Source organism: Terrabacter aeriphilus, from assembly GCF_039542985.1.
GTDB lineage: Bacteria > Actinomycetota > Actinomycetes > Actinomycetales > Dermatophilaceae > Terrabacter > Terrabacter aeriphilus.
On record NZ_BAABIW010000004.1, the window covers coordinates 1 to 17,421 of the forward strand.

General features: G+C 70.5%; 15 protein-coding genes. 6 read left to right on the forward strand and 9 right to left on the reverse strand.

Features of this window, described 5'->3' with window-relative positions:
* The first annotated feature begins 418 nt into the window (after nt 1-418).
* Together ABD979_RS01590 and ABD979_RS01595 are read left to right on the forward strand one after the other, a co-directional pair.
* Entirely contained in the window at nt 419-1,561 is a 1,143-nt protein-coding gene (locus ABD979_RS01590; protein ID WP_345505676.1) for a restriction endonuclease, read from the forward strand.
* A 1,013-nt stretch (nt 1,562-2,574) separates the two neighbouring features.
* Nucleotides 2,575-3,045 carry a UPF0158 family protein gene (locus ABD979_RS01595; RefSeq protein WP_345505677.1) on the forward strand — a complete coding sequence of 157 codons (471 nt, stop codon included), beginning with the start codon at nt 2,575-2,577 and terminating at the stop codon, nt 3,043-3,045.
* Nucleotides 3,046-3,131: 86 nt separating this feature from the next.
* Here ABD979_RS01595 and ABD979_RS01600 read toward each other — a convergent pair whose 3' ends face one another.
* From ABD979_RS01600 to ABD979_RS01615, 4 genes are all read right to left on the reverse strand, one after another.
* The gene (locus ABD979_RS01600; RefSeq protein WP_345505678.1) at nt 3,132-3,452 is read right to left on the reverse strand and encodes a HepT-like ribonuclease domain-containing protein; all 321 of its coding nucleotides are present in this window, start codon (nt 3,450-3,452) and stop codon (nt 3,132-3,134) included.
* Entirely contained in the window at nt 3,449-3,769 is a 321-nt protein-coding gene (locus ABD979_RS01605; RefSeq protein WP_345505679.1) for a nucleotidyltransferase family protein, read from the reverse strand. Before ABD979_RS01605 ends, ABD979_RS01600 begins: the two co-directional genes overlap by 4 nt.
* Before the next feature lie 180 nt (nt 3,770-3,949).
* Entirely contained in the window at nt 3,950-4,588 is a 639-nt protein-coding gene (locus ABD979_RS01610) for an NAD(P)-dependent oxidoreductase (RefSeq protein WP_345505680.1), read from the reverse strand.
* A 73-nt stretch (nt 4,589-4,661) separates the two neighbouring features.
* Nucleotides 4,662-6,494: a GMC family oxidoreductase gene (locus ABD979_RS01615; protein ID WP_345505681.1), complete on the reverse strand. Its 1,833-nt coding sequence runs from the start codon at nt 6,492-6,494 to the stop codon at nt 4,662-4,664.
* A 118-nt stretch (nt 6,495-6,612) separates the two neighbouring features.
* Here ABD979_RS01615 and ABD979_RS01620 point away from each other — a divergent pair, with 118 nt between their 5' ends.
* Complete coding sequence (locus ABD979_RS01620; RefSeq protein ID WP_345505682.1) at nt 6,613-7,014, forward strand: hypothetical protein; 402 nt, start codon at nt 6,613-6,615, stop codon at nt 7,012-7,014.
* Here ABD979_RS01620 and ABD979_RS01625 read toward each other — a convergent pair.
* Nucleotides 6,921-7,844, reverse strand: a complete 924-nt coding sequence (locus ABD979_RS01625) for an alkaline phosphatase family protein (protein ID WP_345505683.1) — start codon at nt 7,842-7,844, stop codon at nt 6,921-6,923. The genes ABD979_RS01620 and ABD979_RS01625 overlap by 94 nt on opposite strands.
* Nucleotides 7,845-7,978: 134 nt before the next feature.
* Between ABD979_RS01625 and ABD979_RS01630 the strand changes: the two genes are divergently transcribed.
* Nucleotides 7,979-8,869: a hypothetical protein gene (locus ABD979_RS01630; RefSeq protein WP_345505684.1), complete on the forward strand. Its 891-nt coding sequence runs from the start codon at nt 7,979-7,981 to the stop codon at nt 8,867-8,869.
* Between the two features lie 3 nt (nt 8,870-8,872).
* On the opposite strand, the gene ABD979_RS01635 is transcribed toward ABD979_RS01630, so the two are convergent.
* Entirely contained in the window at nt 8,873-9,235 is a 363-nt protein-coding gene (locus ABD979_RS01635; RefSeq protein ID WP_345505685.1) for a hypothetical protein, read from the reverse strand.
* Between the two features lie 233 nt (nt 9,236-9,468).
* Between ABD979_RS01635 and ABD979_RS01640 the strand changes: the two genes are divergently transcribed.
* On the forward strand, nt 9,469-10,923 hold the full coding sequence (locus tag ABD979_RS01640; RefSeq protein ID WP_345505686.1) for a hypothetical protein: 1,455 nt from the start codon (nt 9,469-9,471) through the stop codon (nt 10,921-10,923).
* Between the two features lie 160 nt (nt 10,924-11,083).
* Nucleotides 11,084-13,918, forward strand: a complete 2,835-nt coding sequence (locus tag ABD979_RS01645; protein WP_345505687.1) for a S8 family serine peptidase — start codon at nt 11,084-11,086, stop codon at nt 13,916-13,918.
* Nucleotides 13,919-14,050: 132 nt separating this feature from the next.
* Here ABD979_RS01645 and ABD979_RS01650 read toward each other — a convergent pair whose 3' ends face one another.
* The 3 genes from ABD979_RS01650 to ABD979_RS01660 are packed head-to-tail and all read right to left on the reverse strand — an operon-like array spanning nt 14,051 to nt 17,218.
* Complete coding sequence (locus ABD979_RS01650; RefSeq protein WP_345505688.1) at nt 14,051-14,953, reverse strand: carbohydrate ABC transporter permease; 903 nt, start codon at nt 14,951-14,953, stop codon at nt 14,051-14,053.
* Nucleotides 14,950-15,942 (reverse strand): carbohydrate ABC transporter permease, encoded by a 993-nt coding sequence (locus tag ABD979_RS01655; protein WP_345505689.1) that lies wholly within the window; start codon nt 15,940-15,942, stop codon nt 14,950-14,952. The genes ABD979_RS01650 and ABD979_RS01655 overlap by 4 nt, the downstream gene beginning before the upstream one ends.
* 13 nt (nt 15,943-15,955) lie before the next feature.
* Nucleotides 15,956-17,218, reverse strand: coding sequence for an extracellular solute-binding protein (locus ABD979_RS01660; RefSeq protein WP_345505690.1), 1,263 nt, complete (start codon nt 17,216-17,218; stop codon nt 15,956-15,958).
* Nucleotides 17,219-17,421 lie beyond the last annotated feature (203 nt).

The following is a 17,421-nucleotide window of genomic DNA, read 5'->3' on the forward strand; positions in this document are numbered from 1 at the left end:
CCGGACACCTGGACCGAGTCTGGCCAGACACCGATCCTGACCGCAATCATCTAGCAGCCGCGAAGCGGCCCTGTCCTTCCGCCGCCTGACAGGCGCCGTGCCCTAAGGGCGACGCAGACCTCGGCCCTTCAGGTCGTTAGTTGCGCGGGTGCACTGTAGGTAGAACCCTGCCCTGACAACGTCAGACCGTTTCTCTGGGGTAGTCGCGCTTGGCGCGACCGTGCCCCACGAGGAAATGCTGATCTCGAACTTCTGGCCCGGGACGTTGGATGGGGCTGCTATGGCCGCCGTGCCACGACGTCACCCTGGGCCGTACGCTTCCTTTCGACAGCACGGGCTGAGCCCGGGATGGGCATAGCCGCGACGCGGCACGCCATAGGACCGGCGCCCCGCGGGCGCTCGGGGTACAGGGGAGCACGTGAACGAGCAGCCGCAGGTGACTCAGATCGACTCGTGGCAGGTCGCGGAGGTGAACGCGGCCGACTGGATGCGGTTCTGGGGTCATGCGGACGCGCACGTGACGGCTGCTGGCGCGGACGGCGGCATCGACGTGCTGTCCGACTCGGCGCTGGGTCAGGTGAAGTTCGAGGCCGCGCAGGTCGGTGCCCCGGCGGTGCAGCGCCTGGTCGGGGCCGCCGGCCATGACTCACACAAGCAGCTGTTCTTCTTCTCCGGGGCTGGATACTCGCAGCAGGCGATCACTTACGCCGACACCATGGCAGTGGCGCTGTTTCGCTACGACCTGCTGGGTCGGATGACACCGGTGAACGGTCCGGCGCGCTTCGTTACCGGGATGCGGCGCCCAGAGCATCCTGACTCGCCCTCGAGCCACGACACATACCCGCCGGCGCTCGATGCCTTCGCCGATGACGACAATGACGACGCCCTCCTGATCGAGGCACTCGTCGACTTCGACGTTGAGCGGGTCCGCAGGTGGGCATACGAGGCGTACGAGTCGACGCCGCGCCCGCCCCTATTGGCCCGCCTTCTGGGCCGGAGCAAGGTCCTGCAGCGTTCCGGTTTCGCCGAGTACATTAGCGGCGTTGCTGGGGGCCGGGTCCGGGTGTTCTGGTTGCGCTACTGGCCGTGGATTCTGACTGGCCTGTTCTCCATCGCCGCGGTAGCCAACTTGGGTTCCACCACGACGGAGGGCACCGCCGAGCACCCGATCGGCACGGTGAGCGGGCCGAACCTCGGCGCGTTCGTCGTCGCTCTGGTCCTTGCGGTGGGATTCGCCGTGTACGGGTGGCGGCGCCCGTCCCGGTCGTTGCCACAGGCGCGTCCTGCGGTCGTTGCCACGACGGTGCCCACCCAAGGTCTGGGGCCGGAGGTGGAGCAGTTGATGCAGACGCTGCCGACGGTGGTCGAGGACGGGTGGCCGTCGTCCGTGGCGGGATACCAGCGGGCCTACGATCAGCTCGTCCGACTCACAGAGGGTGGCTCTTTCGTCGCGCTGGCGCTCGTGTGGGCCTACTTCGTGCACCCACAGATCGGATTGAGCCTGCGGGATTGGGTGGATTCGCACATGGGTCGACGCGCTGGCCTGCGCATTCAGCTCTGAAACCTGCGAGTCCTCGCTCGGATCAGCGGCATAAGGGCAAACGTCGTGGAGGCGACCACAGCGCCACAAGCAGGACCGAAGCTGGGCCCGTGCGGCGAACGCCAACGCGGGAGTGGGGCGGAGCGTTCCGGCATCGCTTTTGCGCCCAAGCCTGCCTGTATCCCGACCTCCCCCCGCTCGGCTCTACCAGCCCAAGAGCCAACCGAGTGGGAGGGGACAGGCTGTGCTGGTCGGGGCCTAGGGCTTCTTTTGGGAAGCGCAGCTGATCGATTCAAAGGCGTACCGTTGGCGCCTACTCGGTCGACGAGGAGTCGACAGCCATACCCTCAAGGTCGCTGACTTCCGCAAGGCTCGCGGTGTATATGTGCGTGTTCCGATACTGACATCTTTTATGTCGCCTTGGCCTCTGGGCAAGCGGAATCGGCGGGCGACTCAAGGATCACCTAATTGACGTTCACAATGGACGCTGGACGCGCTTCTCCTGGTTCGCATCCGATGGTCATTCCGAGAATAACGTTCATCCGGACGGCGTGCTGAAGCATGACGAGTGGACAGGCATCGAAGAAGCCGCGGACAAGATGATCATTCGCGAGACGCGAGCCCTTCTCCTGGCCGTCATCTCCCGTCAAGCAATACCTTGAAGACGAATTTAGCAAGCATCAGCCTGACTCAGGTTGCGGATCAGGCACCAGCTGTCGCACCTTTTCAAGTCTGAAGCACCGGTTGCAGTCGGAGGGGGATTGATCCGAGCAGCCAAGCAGGTCATCGCTCATGAGCTGGCCGAGACGTGCGTCTATTCGCCGCGAGAGCGGCCATGTCACACCGCCGCGAGAGCGGCCATGTCACACCGCCGCGAGAGCGGCCATGTCACACCGCCGCGAGAGCGGCCATGTCACACCGCCGCGAGAGCGGCCATGTCACACCGCCGCGAGAGCGGCCATGTCACACCGCCGAGAGCGGCCATGTCACACCGCCGCCTGTTGGGCGGCCGCGTGAAGTCATACGCTGATCCGATGCTTGACCTGGACGCCGTCGACCTTGAGGAGATCGCGACCGCTCTGGCGGACCAGACCGACTTCGAACACCGGTGGCTGATCGACCCCAGGACCGGCGAGATGGCCTTCTGGACCAGCGACACCGGCATCGACGGTGAGAACCCGGTCGAAATCGACGAACTCGATCTGGTCGTCATCGACCCTCTCCCTCCGTACGCCTGGTACCAGGACATGGCCGACTTCGCCGACGGAATCAGCGACCGTGCCGCCAGCGATTCCCTACACCGCGCGCTGCAGGGCAAGGGCGCGTTTCGGCGCTTCAAGAACGAGCTCTACCAACGCCATCCTGACCTGATCTCCTTCTGGCACGCCTTCAGGGATGCGCGGGCACGGGTCCGCGCTGTGCAGTGGCTTACCGATGAGGCCCTGGTCGACGAAGAAAGCGTCCGAGAGTACGAGCGAGCGCACCCAGACCCCGAGCTGCCGTAACGACTTCTCGGCCAATCAGGTCGAGCAGTCGCGTCACACCGCCGCCGTGTCGACCATCTTGCTCACGGCGACTTGACGGACTGCCGTCAGCGATTGCGGATTGCGCTTGCCAAGTCGACCAGTTCTTGACGGACGATGTCGAGGATCAAGTCGGGATTCACACGGAAGTACTCGTGCACGACGATGTTGCGCAAGCCTGCGATCGAAGCCCACGGCACCTCAGGCATGACTTCTCGAGTCTCACTTGGCAGCGAACGAGCGGCCTCGCCGATGACAGCCAGGTTGCGCAGCAAGGCGTCATAAGCCATCGCCCTGAGGTCAGCGGAGCGCAGGTGAGGCGCGTAGCTCTGACACCGCTCTACCGCGTCCAGGATGTCGGCGAGCCGCTCCTCCTCTGATCGACTCACACCGCCACCGCGTCAGCGAGAGCGGTCGAGGAGACCTCGCCTCGCAGCAGCGATGTGGCCACGACATCGACTCTGACCCCGAGAAGCACCGTCAGCTCCTCGGCAATACCTGAGACTCGCAACAGCTCATTGCCGCCACCAGGTAGGAGGTCGACCAACAAGTCAATGTCACTGTCCGGCGTCGCATCGCCACGGGCAACCGAGCCGAACAGTCGCGGGTTATTCGCCGCGTACCGGCGCATGATCGCGTCGAGAGCACCACGATGTCCCGCGATCGCTGCGCGCAGCAACTCGCTCCGGGGGCTCGCAGTGCTCATGCGCCAAGGGTAGTCGGCCGCGATGAGTCACGTCCTGCCTCCAACCAGAGCGAAGCGGCCACGCACTCCGCCGCCAGCCGCTCACCCATTTAGCCGCCCACCCATTCACCCAGACACCTTGCGAACCGCTGCGTTGAGCAGCCACGGGCGCCTTTGGCGCGGGTCAGGAAGCCGAGTCGCTCAGTAGGCGACGCCGATGTGCGCACGGTGATGGGCCGGGCGCTCGATCTCGTCGACGATCGCCACGGCGAAGTCCGCGCCGGAGATGTTCGACCCTCCGTCGGCGTCGAAGAGGGCGACCTCGTCGCCGACCCGGAAGGTGCCGGTCCGCTCGCCCGCTGCCCACGCGCCGTAGCTGCCGGCAGGGCTGACGAAGACCCAGTCCAGGCCCTCCGGCGCCTCCTCGGCGAGCAGGACCCGCGTCGCCTCGCCCTCCAGGGCCTCGTCGCGGTACTCGTCGGGGCTGTCGCCCTCGACGAAGCGGGGCGCCCCCGGCGCCGGGCGCAGCGAGCTGAACCCGCCGACCTGGAGATACCGCGCACCCGCGTCGGCCGCCTGCCGCGCGAGGCCGCGGTAGACCTCGACGAGGCGGCCGGCCATGTCTCCGCGCGGCGACAACGCCGCTACGACGGCGTCCGACCCTGGGACCACCCGCCCGGCGACCTCCTCGACGGGGCCCGTCTCGTACCTGACGCCCTCCACCGGGTCCTTCGGCGTGGACCGGCTCACCGACACCACCTGATGCCCGCGCGAGACCGCCTCTTGCACCACGTTGCTGCCGGTGTATCCCGTGCCTCCGAAGACGACGATCGTGGCCATCTCGTGCTCCTACGGTCGGATGAATCGTTGAGACTTCAACGTACATCCCAGCGTCGCCGGCGGGTAGGTACCGTCAGCCGACCATCTCGTGCAGCTTCACGCCGTGGTCGGTGGCGATCAGCTCGGCGGCCTTCTCGCCGATCATGATGGCCGCGGCGTTGGTGTTGCCGCTGACGACGTTCGGCATCACGCTCGCGTCGGCCACCCGCAGCGCGTCGATGCCGCGCACCCGCAGCCGCGGGTCGACGACGTCACCGATCCGGCACGTCGACGTCTGGTGGTAGACGGTGAGGGCGTAGTGCCGCGCGAAGTCCTCGAGCAGCGCATCACTCGGCTCGGACCCGGCCACGTGACCGTGAGCCTGCGCCAGGTGCGGCGGGATGACCGGGTCGCCCAGGCCACCGCCGGGCCACGCCTTGGCGATCTCCAGCGCGCGCCGCATCACCGCGACCATGACCGCCACGTCGTGCGGGTCGTCGAAGTAGTTGAGCTCGATCCGTGGGTGCACGGCCGGGTCATTGCTGATCAGCGTCACCGAGCCCTCGGAGTGCGGCTGCACGGGGTTGGGCAGCACGACGACCTGCCCGCGCGTCGGGTCGAGGAAGGATGCCGGGTCGTCGAAAAACGCCGACGGCGGCAGCCGGAAGACGCCCTCCCAGATGGCTGGCGTGTAGCCGCACGCGAGGAACCCGATCTGCGCGTCGTGGGTGTGCTCGTCGCCGAGCCCGGTGGAGAAGAACGCCACCGCGTCGTAGAGCGACGACGACGCGATGCCGCGCCCGGTCGTGAACCACTCGCCGATGCGGCGCTCGGCCTCGGCCTTGGCGGCGGCGAGTGGCTCGGGCAGGTCGACGTCGTCGGCCGGGTCGGCCGGCAGCGGGCCGGCCGGGGCGCGCAACGCATCCGGCCCGAGCGACAGCGCGACCTCGGTCATCGTCTCGCCGATGCCGTCGGCGGCGAACATCAGGGGCGTGTGGAGATGGTCCTTGAGGTGGCGCCCGACGTCGGGCAGGTCGACGACGCAGTCGATCCCGACGGCGGCGAGCTCGTCGCGCGCACCGACCCCCGAGAGCAGCAGCAGGTGCGGCGAGCCGATGGCGCCCGCGCACAGCACCACCTCGGTGCCCGCGGCCACCTCCTCGTGGGCGCCGTCGTCGGTGCGGTAGGCGACGCCGGTGGCGCGCACTCCGTCCCCGTCCGCCTCGAGCAGCACCCGCTCGACGAGCGCGCCGGTCACGACGGTGAGGTTCTCGCGGTCCATCGCCGGCTCGAGGTAGGCGTGGAAGGTCGAGCTGCGCCGGCCGTCCTTCGTCGTCGTCTGGAAGAGCGAGGCCACCCCCTCGGGGTTGAGCCGGTCGCGGCCGTTGTAGTCACCCTGCTTGAGACCCGCGGCGCCCGCGGCCTCGACGAACTCGTTCGACGCGCGCAGCACCGGCTGGCGCACCGACACCCCGACCGGCCCGTTGACGCCGTGCATCTCGAGGTCGGGCTGCAGCTCGGGGCTGCTGGCGAAGCCCTCGGCCTTGCGGAAGTAGGGCAGCACCTCCTCGTAGGACCAGCCGTCCGCGCCGCCCGCGGCCCACGCGTCGAAATCACCGGGGTGGCCGCGCACGTATGCCATGTAGTTGAGTCCCGAGGAGCCGCCGAGCATCTTGCCGCGGGGCACCATCATCTGGCCGCCGACGAGGCCCTTGCCGACGCCGCCGGGGTCGGCGTTGAACATCCAGTCGGTCGTCGGGTCGTTCTGCAGGCTCGCGACCGCGGCGGGCACCAGCTCCGCGGGCGGGGGCGGCCCGCCGGCCTCGAGCAGGCAGACGCGGACGTCCGGGTCCTCGGTCAGGCGGGCGGCGACCACCGCCCCGGCCGACCCGGCTCCAACGATCACGTAGTCGTACGTCGAGCCCATCGAAACCACCTCGTCGTGGTGCCTCGCCCGATGGCGGGGACGGTGCCGCCACGCAACCACACTGCCGGGAGCCGCACAAGGGAAGGGCCGCTCGCCATCACGGATGTGCCTCGTCCGGGTGGGTTCGTACCGTGCGGGCCTGACACGAGACTTCGGCTTCGAGCCCGGCCGGCCCCCGCGGTGGGACCTCGAGCGCTTCCTCCGCGGCGACGGGATCGACACCGCCGTCATCACCCTCGAGCGCAACCGGCGCACCTTCGCCTGGAAGTGCGCCGGGGTGGGCGCCGACGACGGCCCCGACGAGCTGCGCGCGCTCTGGACCCGCACCGTGCACCGCTCCCGCGAGTCGCTCGACGAGGCGCTCGCCCGCGGAGGGCTGGAGCAGACGACGAGCGACGGGATGAGCCTGCGCACGAGGCCCCTCCGTCAGCCCCCGGCGAGGGGCAGGCCGAAGGCGGATGCCATCGAGGTGGCGGTCGCCGCCCGGCCGAGCGGCGGCGCGCCGAGCACCTCGCTGTAGAGCCGCGCGAGCGAGTAGTGGTCGAGTGGCGTCGTGACGACGACGCCGTGCAGCGACGGGTGGGCGACCGTCGTCAGCACGACGTTGCCGTGGTGGCGGTCGTCCTCGTCGGCGGTCACGACGATCGCGAGACGCCCTGCACGCCAGTCGGGCCCGGCCATCACGGCCTCGACCTGCGTCTCGAGCCAGTGGTCCGCGACCCCCAGGCCGCAGTCGTGCGCGTCGTTGCACACGTCGGGGACGACCATGCCCGCGTTGGGCAGCTGCCCGCTTGCAGCATCCGTGCTCAGCGACGTCAGCGGCACGTCGTACTGCGTGCAGGCGGCGCGCTCGCTCAGGTGGTAGGCCCACGGGTTGTGCCGGACGGCATACGTGCCCGAGCTCGTCGTGGCGCAGGTGCCGGGCATGCCCTCGGCGTAGAGCCTCGCCGTCCCGCCCAGGCTGAGCGCCTGCCCGAACACCGACGGCTCGTCGGTCGTGTGGGTCGCGGGCGGGTCGTCGTCTACGATGCCGGCCGTGCTGCCGCCCGTCATCGCGAGGTAGTTGGGCAGCGACGGGTGCGTCACGGCCCGGTAGCTCGTCGCGGCCCCGAACTGCCGGCCGAGCGCGGCCGTCCAGGGCATCGCCCCGCGCATCTGGTCGAGCGAGTGGTTCTCGACGACGAAGACGAGCAGCTTGCTCACCGTGGCGGGCGCGGAGGTCGCGGGCTCCGAGGATGTCGACGCCGCCGACGACGGTGACGTCGTGTCCGGAGCGGTCGCTGCGCCCGACCCGCAGCCGCCGAGCAGCACCGTGGTGGCGAGCACCCACCCGAGCACCTTGTTCGACACGCGTCCTCCGCAGTCCGAAGCGACCAGTGGGGTGGACGGTACGCCGCGCCGCTCGGTGCGGGCTGGGAAGAGCCACCTCACCCGCGGCACGAGGCCGTTGCGCGCTGCGCGGACGCCGGGGTTCGATGACGGGTATGCGCGTTCGGCTCGGCCACGGCCCGGGGTGGGTGGCGGCCGCGGCCTGCTCGGTGCTGCTCGCCACCGGCTCCCTCTCGGCCTGCGACGCCGACAGGGCCGCGAGCGCCCGGACGAACCCCGGCCATGCGTCGACCAGCCCGGACACCACCGACGTGCGCGTGCTGCAACTCAACCTCTGCAACAGCGGGCGCGCCGCCTGCTACTCCGGCGGCGACGCCGTCGACCTGGCCGTGGGGCTCGTCCACGACCACCGACCCGACGTGGTCACCCTCAACGAGGTCTGCCGGGACGACGTGACCGTCTTCGAGCGGACGATGTCGGCCGCGCACCCGGCGGCGGCGGTGGCCGCGGCCTTCGCGCCCGCCCCGGACCGCCTGACCCACCGCCCCGTCACGTGCCGGGACGGCGAGGACTTCGGCGACGGCGTGCTCGTCGCCGCCCCGCGGTCGTCGCAGGCCGCCACCACGGGCAACCGCAGCCGTTCCGGTGTCTACCCGGTGCAGGACGCCGCCGACCCCGAGGAACGCGTCTGGGTCTGCATCGACGTCGCCACGCGCTTCGCCGCCTGCACGACGCACGCGGCGAGCACCGACGCGGCCGTGGCGCTGAGCCAGTGCCGACACCTCCTGACGTCCGTCGTGCAGGGCGCCGCCCGCGCCGGCACGCGCATCCCGCTGGTCCTCGGCGCCGACCTCAACCTCCCGGCCACCGGCTCACCCGGCGTGGAGGCGTGCCTGCCGGGCGGTTACCAGCACACCGACGACGGCGGCGTGCAGGACGTCGTCGTGAGCCCCGGCGCCGAGCTTCGCTCGCGCACGGTCGTCGACATGGAGGGCACGACCGACCACCCCGGCCTGCTCGTCGACGTCGCCCTGCCGCGACCCTGAGCCTCAGGACGCGCAGACCGCGAAGACCTTGGCGGAGTACGACGTCGTGCGGAAGGTCCAGCCGTTGGCGTCCGAGTACTTGCCGGTGATCTGCTTCGCCGTCGCCTTCCAGCCGTTGGCGTTCGGCATCGAGCCGGTCAGCAGGTACTCCCGGCTGCTGGTGTAGCCGAAGACGTCGTCGGGCAGCGAGCCGACGCCGCCGCCCGTCATCCGCGTGCCGGCGGGGCACGCGACCGAGCCGGTGCCCGACACCGTCTTCGTCGTGTCGAAGTAGTTGACGGCAGCCTGGACCGCCGGCGGAGAGACGAGGACGCCGACGGCGATCCCGAGCGTGGTGAAGCCGGCGTACGTGGCGCGCTTGCGCATGGAGGTTCCCCCCGTTTCGAGCGGGACCCTCCCGCAGACCGGGGGAACGCTACGGCGAGGACCCGGCCCGCGTGCCCGTTTTGCGAATTTTGACCCGCACCGTCGGACGCCGCCGCACGGCTGACCGCCCGGTGCCAAGGCGCTGGGCATCTTCTGTGCAAGCCCCCTTCGGCCGATCGCGCTGCGTATCGTCGAGAGGGACCAGCCGACCGCGACCCCGATCGAGGCCCCCGATGACGGCCCCAGCCCGCGTGCCCCGGCGCACCGTCGGTGGGTCACGCTCCGGCTGGCAGCCGCCGCGCGCCCTGCTCGTCGTCGCGGTCGTCGTCGTCGCGCTGCTGCTCACGGATGCCGTCGCCCAGGCGGTCACGCCCTACATCCGCCGCGACGACTGGCCCTACCTGCTGCCGCCGCACACGGCATACGCCACCGACGTCTACGCGAAGAACCTCAACGAGGGCCGCTGGCTCAACTACGTGTGGTGGCTCGTCGTCGGCCAGCACGGCACGGCGATCAGCGCCGCGCTGACGTACGTGGCGGCATACGCCCTCTTCGTCGCGGGGCTCTGGCGGCTCGTGCGACGCCGACTGCCCCCGCTGCACTGGGCGGTCGACGCGCTGCTCGGCCTCGCGCTCTTCGGCTCGGTGCTCTGGGTGCGCCTCCTCTACTGGCCCGGCACGCTGACGCCCTCGGTGCTCGTGGCCGCCGCCGGCGTGTGGACGCTGCCCGCGGCGTCGCGGCGCCGGTCGCACCTCGCACTCTGGCTGCTCGTGACGACCGTGCTCGCGGTGCTCACCTACCCGCCCGTCGCGGCGGTGCTGGTCGTCTGCCTGGCCCTGCAGCTCGGCGCGCCGTCGTGGCGCCGGCTCGCGCTCGTCGGCCTCGGCTTCCTGCTCGCGTATGCCGTCGGCATCGGCGTCATCTACGTGCTCAATGCGATCGCCTTCGGCCACCCCGGCATCGTCGTGGCGGCCTGGCGGCGCCCGAACCCGCTGACGAGCCTCTACGACGCCAAGGTCAACACGCTCCGGGCGCTGCGCTCGCTGGCCCGGCTCGGCGTCGCCGTCTGGCCCGCGCTCGTCGTCGGGGTCGTCGCGGTCGCCGTGGGGCTGTGGGACCGCTCGGTGCGCCCCCGCGTGCTGCGGGTGCTCGCCGCCGCGGCGCTCGTCGTCGGGCTCGGCGCGCTGCAGACCCTCGTCACCGGCGTCGTCACCGACCCGCGGGGCGAGCTCTGGGTCTGGCCGGCGGTCGTGCTGCCGGCGGCGCTGCTGCTCGCCGGGTCGCGGCGGTCGGCGCGCGTCGGGGTGGGCGCGCTCGCGGCGCTCGCCGTCATCGGCACCCTGACGTGGCGCGCGGACGTCGGCGACCACCAGGCGTCGCAGCGCCGCTACGCCGCCCTCGCGCAGGAGGCGACGGCGCTGCGTCCCGACGGCTCCCGCCCCCTCGTCGTGCTCTACCAGGCACCGCGCGAGCGGGCCACGGCGCGCGGGCGGATCACGGCCGGCACGCTGCAGATGATGATCCGGGCCGAGTCCGGGGGAGTCGTGCCCCGGTGGTGCCGCCCGGCCGAGTGCACCCGGATCGCCGCGCGCGCCCCGCACCGGGGTACGGCCGGCGGGGCGGGCGCGGTCGTGCGCGTGGGCACCCTCGTCGGGGTCGTCGTGCCGCACCCGCCCGCTCGGCTCTGAGCGCATCTGCCACTTCTACCCCTCGCTCCCCGCGCGTACCTTTCGCGCTGCCGACCCGGGCCGCCAGCGGTAGGCCTGACCCATGGAACCGAGCTCGCGCCGACCGGCGCCTCAGGGGATTCACCGGCGTTCCGTACGTGGCGCGATGACAGCCGTCGTCGTGACCGCACTGACCATCCCAGTCACCGCTGCCTTCGCGCAGCCGACCGCATCGAACGCAGTGCCCGCGGCGAACGACCGGCTCACGGCCGGCACCGCCGCGCAGATCAGCGCGCTGCAGAGGGTCAAGGCGTCGCTCACCGGCGCCGAGGCCAAGCTCGACAGCCGCCTCGCCATCGGGCTCCGCGCCCGCACCGACACGGCCCTCCGGCAGGCCCTGCCGGGACTCGACACCACGGCCAGGACCAGGGCGGCGTCGGTCGACGTCGACATCGAGGTCACCGCCGTCGACGACGCGCTGCTCAGCCGCCTCCGGGCCGCCGGGGCGTCGATCACGTATGCGTCGAGCCGGGTCCGCTCGGTGCGCGCCACCGTGCCGACGACCTCCCTCACCGCGGTCGCAGCCCTCAAGGAGGTGACGCACGTGCGCGCCGCCGGCGGCGCGATGACGTCGTCGGCCGCCGCCCCGAAGCCGGGGGTGGGCAGCGACGCGCAGCGCGCCCCGGGCCGTGTCGTCACGACGGCACCCTCCAAGGCCGACCGCACCCAGCGCGTGGAGGCGGCCCTCAACCGGGCGCTGACCGCGCGCCGCTCGGCCGTCGCCCCACTCGTCGGCACGGTGACGTCCGAGGGCGACAAGGCGCACGCGGCCGACGTCGCCCGCACCCGCTACAGGGTGTCGGGCGTCGGCGTGAAGGTCTGCGCCCTCTCCGACGGCGTCGACTCGCTGCCGGCCTCGATCGCCTCGGGCGACCTGCCCCCGGTCGACGTGCTGCCCGGCCAGGAGGGCAGCGGCGACGAGGGCACGGCGATGCTCGAGATCATCCACGACCTCGCGCCGAAGGCCGACCTCGGCTTCGCCACCGCCTTCACGAGCGCGGCGTCCTTTGCCGACAACATCCGGGCGCTGCGCAGCCAGGCCGGCTGCGACATCATCGTCGACGACGTGCTCTACTTCGCCGAGTCGCCCTTCCAGGACGGCCCGATCGCGCAGTCGGTCAATGCCGTCACCGCCGACGGGGCGCTCTACTTCAGCTCGGCGGGCAACGAGGGCAACGTCATCGACGGAACCTCGGGCAACTACGAAGGCGACTTCCGCGCCTCCGGCCAGCGCGTCGGCAAGTTCGTCGGCGACGCCCACGACTTCGACCCCGGGCCCGGCGTGCAGCTCTACGAGCCGCTCTCCGACCCCAGCGGCGGCGTGCCCGTGACGCTGCACTGGGCCGACCCGCTCGGGGCAGCGGCCGACGACTACGACCTCTACCTGCTCAACGGCAGCGGCAACGTCATCGGCTTCTCGCAGGAGGTGCAGAACGGCGACGACGACCCCTTCGAGATCCTCGGCACCGACCCCTTCACCACCAACCAGCGCCTCGCCGTGGTGAAGTACTCCGGCGCCGACGTCTACTTCCAGCTCTCGGCCCTGCGCGGTCGCTACGTCGACTCACCCGACGGGCTCAAGGCCTACACGACCCCCGGCGTCACGCGCGGCCACTCGGCAACCGTCGACGCGATCAGCACCGCCGCCGCGCCCGCGGCGACCCCGCTGCCCTTCGACCTCGAGCCGGGCGACCCGCCGAACCCGTCCGGGCCCTTCCCGAACGCCTTCACCCGCCAGCAGCTGCCGGAGCGCTTCACCTCCGACGGCCCGCGCCGCGTCTTCTTCGCGGCCGACGGCACGCCCTACACGCCGGGCAACACGAGCTCGACCGGCGGCGTGGTGCGCCAGAAGCCCGACCTCACGGCGGCCGACGGCGTCAGCACGACCGTGCCGGGCTTCGAGAAGTTCTTCGGCACTTCGGCGGCCGCACCGCACGCCGCCGCCGTCGCCGCGCTCGTGCTCTCGGGCAACCCGGGCACCGCGCCCGACGAGATCCGCGACGCGATGGTCTCGACCTCGATCGACCTGACCCCGCCGGGCACCGACTCGCGGACCGGGCACGGTGTCGTGCTCGCGACGCGGGTGCTGCGCCGGACCGGGGCGACGCCGCAGCCGCTCGTGCGCACCGGCCAGGCCACCGTGGCACCCGCCGGAGACGGCGACGCCTACCTCGGGCCCGGCGAGTCCGGCACCCTGACGGTACCGGTGACGAACATCGGTGACGGCCGGGCCTCGAGCGTCAACGTCCGCCTCCGCTCGAGCGACGCCGGCGTCACCCTCACGCCGTCCGTGCGCACCTACGGCGCCCTCGCCCCGGGGGCCACGGCCTCGCGGACCTTCACGATCCGGTTGGCCGCGGGCTATCCCGCCGGCAAGCCGGTCTCCGTGGCGGCCACCGTGTCGTTCGTCGGCAGCTACTCGCCGCAGCGCTCGACCCTGTCGCTGGCCACCGGCCAGCCGGCCGCCGAGCCCACGCGGTTCAGCTACACCGGCCCGGCCGTGGCGATCCCCGACCGTGACGCGACCGGGGCCGGCGTCACCATCCCGGTCACCGGGTCGACGTATGCCGGCGACATCCGTTTCAGCATCGACGGCACCACGTGCACGACCGACGAGGGCGCGACGACGGTGGGGCTCGACCACACGTACGTCTCCGATCTCGTCGGCACGCTGACGTCGCCGTCGGGGGCGAGCGCCACGGTGTTCAGCGGCAACGGCGGCTCGGGCAACAACCTGTGCCAGGTCGTCTTCGACGACGACGCCACGCGCAGCATCCTCTCGGCGGGCAGCACCGACGCGCCGTTCACGGGTGAGTGGAAGCCCGTGTCGCCGCTCGCGCCGCTGCTCTCGCAGCCGGTCGTCGGCAGCTGGACCTTCTCGGTCGTCGACCGGGCGGGCGGCGACGTCGGCTCCATCCGGGCCGTCTCGCTCGAGCTGCTCGGCTACGTCGGCTGACGCAGCGTCCAACCCGTCCAGCCCCTCCGACCCTTGAACGGGAAGGGGCCCCGGTCGTCACGACCGGGGCCCCTTCTCGTGCGCAGCTGTGGCGCTGCTCTTGCGCTGCTCGTTGCTGCTCGTCGGGTCGGGCTACTTGACCGAGCCGGCCGTGAGCCCGCCGACGAGGTGCTTCTCGATGACGGCGAAGAGGATCACGACGGGCACGACGGCGATGACGGACGCCGCGAAGAGCTGGTCCCAGTGCTGCTCGTAGCCGGTGATGTAGGCCCGCATGCCGACGGTGAGCGGCTTCTTGTCGTCGTCGATCATCAGCGTCAGGGCCACGACGTACTCGTTCCACGCGGCGATGAAGGTGAAGATCGTCGCCGTGACGAGGCCGGGCAGCGTGAGCGGCAGCATGACGCGGCGCAGCACCTGCCACCGGCTCGCGCCGTCCAGGGCGGCCGCCTCCTCGACCTCGAGCGGGATCGAGGCGAAGAAGCCGTGCAGGATCCAGATCGCGAAGGCGAGGTTGAACGCGGCGTTCGTGATGATGAGCGCGGCGTAGGTGTTGATGAGGTTGAGCTCGAAGAACTGGCGGTAGAGACCGACGACGAGCGAGGTCGGCGCGAACATCTGCGTGACGAGCACGAGCAGCAGGAACGCACCGCGACCGGGGAAGCGGTGGCGTGAGGTCATGTACGCAGCCGGGATGGCGACGAGGATGACGATGACCGTCGACCCGGTCGCGACGATGAGCGAGGTCTTGAGCCACGAGAGGAACCGGTCGTCGCCGAGCACCTGGGCGTAGGTGTCCCACTGCCACACCTTCGGCAGGAACGACGGCGGGGTGCTCTTGACGTCGCTGCTCGTGCGCAGCGAGTCGAGCACCATGACGAGGTACGGCGCGACGAAGACGAGGGCGACGAGCGCCCCGCCGACCGACATGAGGATCTTCCTGCGGCGCTTGGGATCCCGTGTGCGCACCGGCGGATCCGTCTGCGGCGGAGGCGCGCCCGCCGCGCGGGCTGCGGGTGCCGTCGTGGTGCTCATCGGCTCGTCTCCTCACGCCAGTTGATGATCTTGAGGTAGACGGCGACGACGACGAGGATCAGCAGGACGTTGAAGATGCCCGCCGCGGCCGACATGCCGACGTCCTTCTCCTGGCTCTTGAAGGCCAGCTTGTACATGAACGTGATCGTCGTGTCGTGCAGGTAGCCCGGGTTGCGGTCGTTGAGGGTGTAGATGATCGGGAAGCTGTTGAAGACGTAGATGACGTTGAGCACCGTCGCGATCATCAGGGCCGGGCGCATGAGCGGCAGCGTGATGCTCCGGTAGCGCTGCCACGGGCTCGCACCGTCGACCGTCGCGGCCTCCATGACGTCGTCGGGGATCGCGCCGAGGCCGGCGATGAAGACGAAGATCGTGAAGGGCAGCGAGACGAAGACGCCGACGACGACCATCGAGAACATCGTCCAGGAGTCGTTGCCGAGGAAGTCGATCGGGGTGTCGATGACGTGCAGGCTCGTCAGGACGTGGTTGATGATCCCGTAGTTGTAGTCGTAGAGCAGCACGAAGAGCTGGCTCGTGATGACGAGCGAGGCGGCCCACGGGATGATGACGGCCCAGCGCACGAAGCGACGCCCGGGGAAGCTCTTGACGAGGAACTGCGCGAGGGCGAGGCCGAGCACGATGGTGAAGGCGACGACGGCGACGACCCAGACGACGGTGTTGCGCAGCACCGTGCCGAGGTCGGGGTGCTCGAGCACCTTGGCGTAGTTCGACCAGCCCGCGTCGCCCTTGCGCAGGCCGGTGATGGAGTACTCCCCGCGCGAGGCGTCGAAGAGCTTGAGCGCCGGGTAGAGCACGACCCCGAGGATGAGCACGAGCGCCGGCGCCAGCCAGAGCAGGGCGACGAGGGGGTGCACCCGGCCGATGCGACCGGCGTGCGCGCGACGGCCACGGGACGGCATACGGGAACGGCGGTCCCCCGACCCCGCCGCGAGGGCGGGGTCGGGGGTCACGGTGGAGCGCTCGGTCATCGGGGCGCGAGCCTCAGCCGCCGTTTTCGGCGGTCTTCTGCAGACCGTCGAGGGTGGCCTGCGGCGAGCCGGTCAGGCCGCCACCGAGGTTCTGCTGCACGGCGAGCTTGACCTTGTCCCACGTCGGGTCGTCGGTCGGGGTGAGCTGCGCGTTGGGCAGGGTGTCGAGGTAGACCTTGAGCGAGGTCTCGCCCTTGAAGGCCTCGACGCCCGACTTCGTGACGGGCAGGAAGCCCTCGGCCTTGATGAAGGTGTTGACCTGGTCGGGCTGGTAGTAGAGGTCGTAGAAGGCCTTGACCGCCTTCTCGTTGCCCGGCTTCTTGAAGGCCATGAGGTAGTCGGTGACGCCGAACGTCTTGCTCTCGGAGCCGTCGTTCGTCGGGAACGGCGCGACGCCGTAGTCGACCTTCTTGTCCGCGTCGAGCGCGGCGGCGAGGGGGCTGAAGCCGATGACCATGCCGGCCTTGCCCGACTTGAAGAGGTCGAACGCGTCGGCCCGGTTGGTGCGGGCCGGGTTGTTCTGCGTGACCTTCTCGTCAGTCAGCTTCTTGAGGAAGCTCAGCGTCTCGACGTTCTTCGCGGAGTTGATCGTCCACTTGTCGCCGTCCTTCCACGTGCCGCCGTTGTTGAACAGCCACATGGAGAACTCGCCCTGCGACTCCTCCGGGCCGAGCGGGAGGGCGTAGCCGACGGTGCCGTTGCCGAGCGCGGCGAGCTTCTTCGCGTCGGCCTCGAGCTCGGCCCACGTCTTGGGCGGCTCGTTGATGCCGGCCTGCTTGAAGAGCGTCTTGTTGTAGAAGAACGCGCGCGCCGACGAGAGGTCGGGGAAGCCGTAGAACTTGCCGTCGTACGTGCCGTACTTGACGAACGTGTCGAGGATGTCGCTCTTGACCGCGGCGGGCAGCACGGCGTCGGAGTCGTAGAGCAGCCCGTCCTTGGCGTAGCTGGCGTACGCGTTGAGGTTGAGGATGTCGGGTGCCTGGTTGTTCTGGATCATCGTCGAGGACTGCTGGTCGATGTTGTCCCAGCTGACGACCTGCACGTCGAGCGTGTAGCCGGTCTTCTGCTTGTAGGTCGCCGCGAAGGCGTCCCAGAACTTCTTCGTGTTGTCCTTGGAGTACTCGGCCGCGACGAGCTTGATCGTCTTGACCTCCTCACCGCTGCCGCCGGTGGACCCGCCGGCCGAGCCGGCTCCGGTTCCGCCGCCACAGGCGCCGAGGGCGAGGCCGGCGATGGCCACTCCCGCGACGACCACAGACTTCTTCGTCGACCTCATGTCTCTCCTTGGTTCGGTTCCAGGCGCGGTGGGCACGTGGGGCACGTGCCGGCCCGGACACACGGTGGGGCCCAACCTAGGGCGCGCCCGGCAGGGTTTCAAGAGCAATGCTGACCGAGTTGTCGATCAATCGATCACATTCACGCATCGACGGGACATGGCGGCATACCGCCTCGGGGGCGGGCGCGGGATGGCTCCGGGGC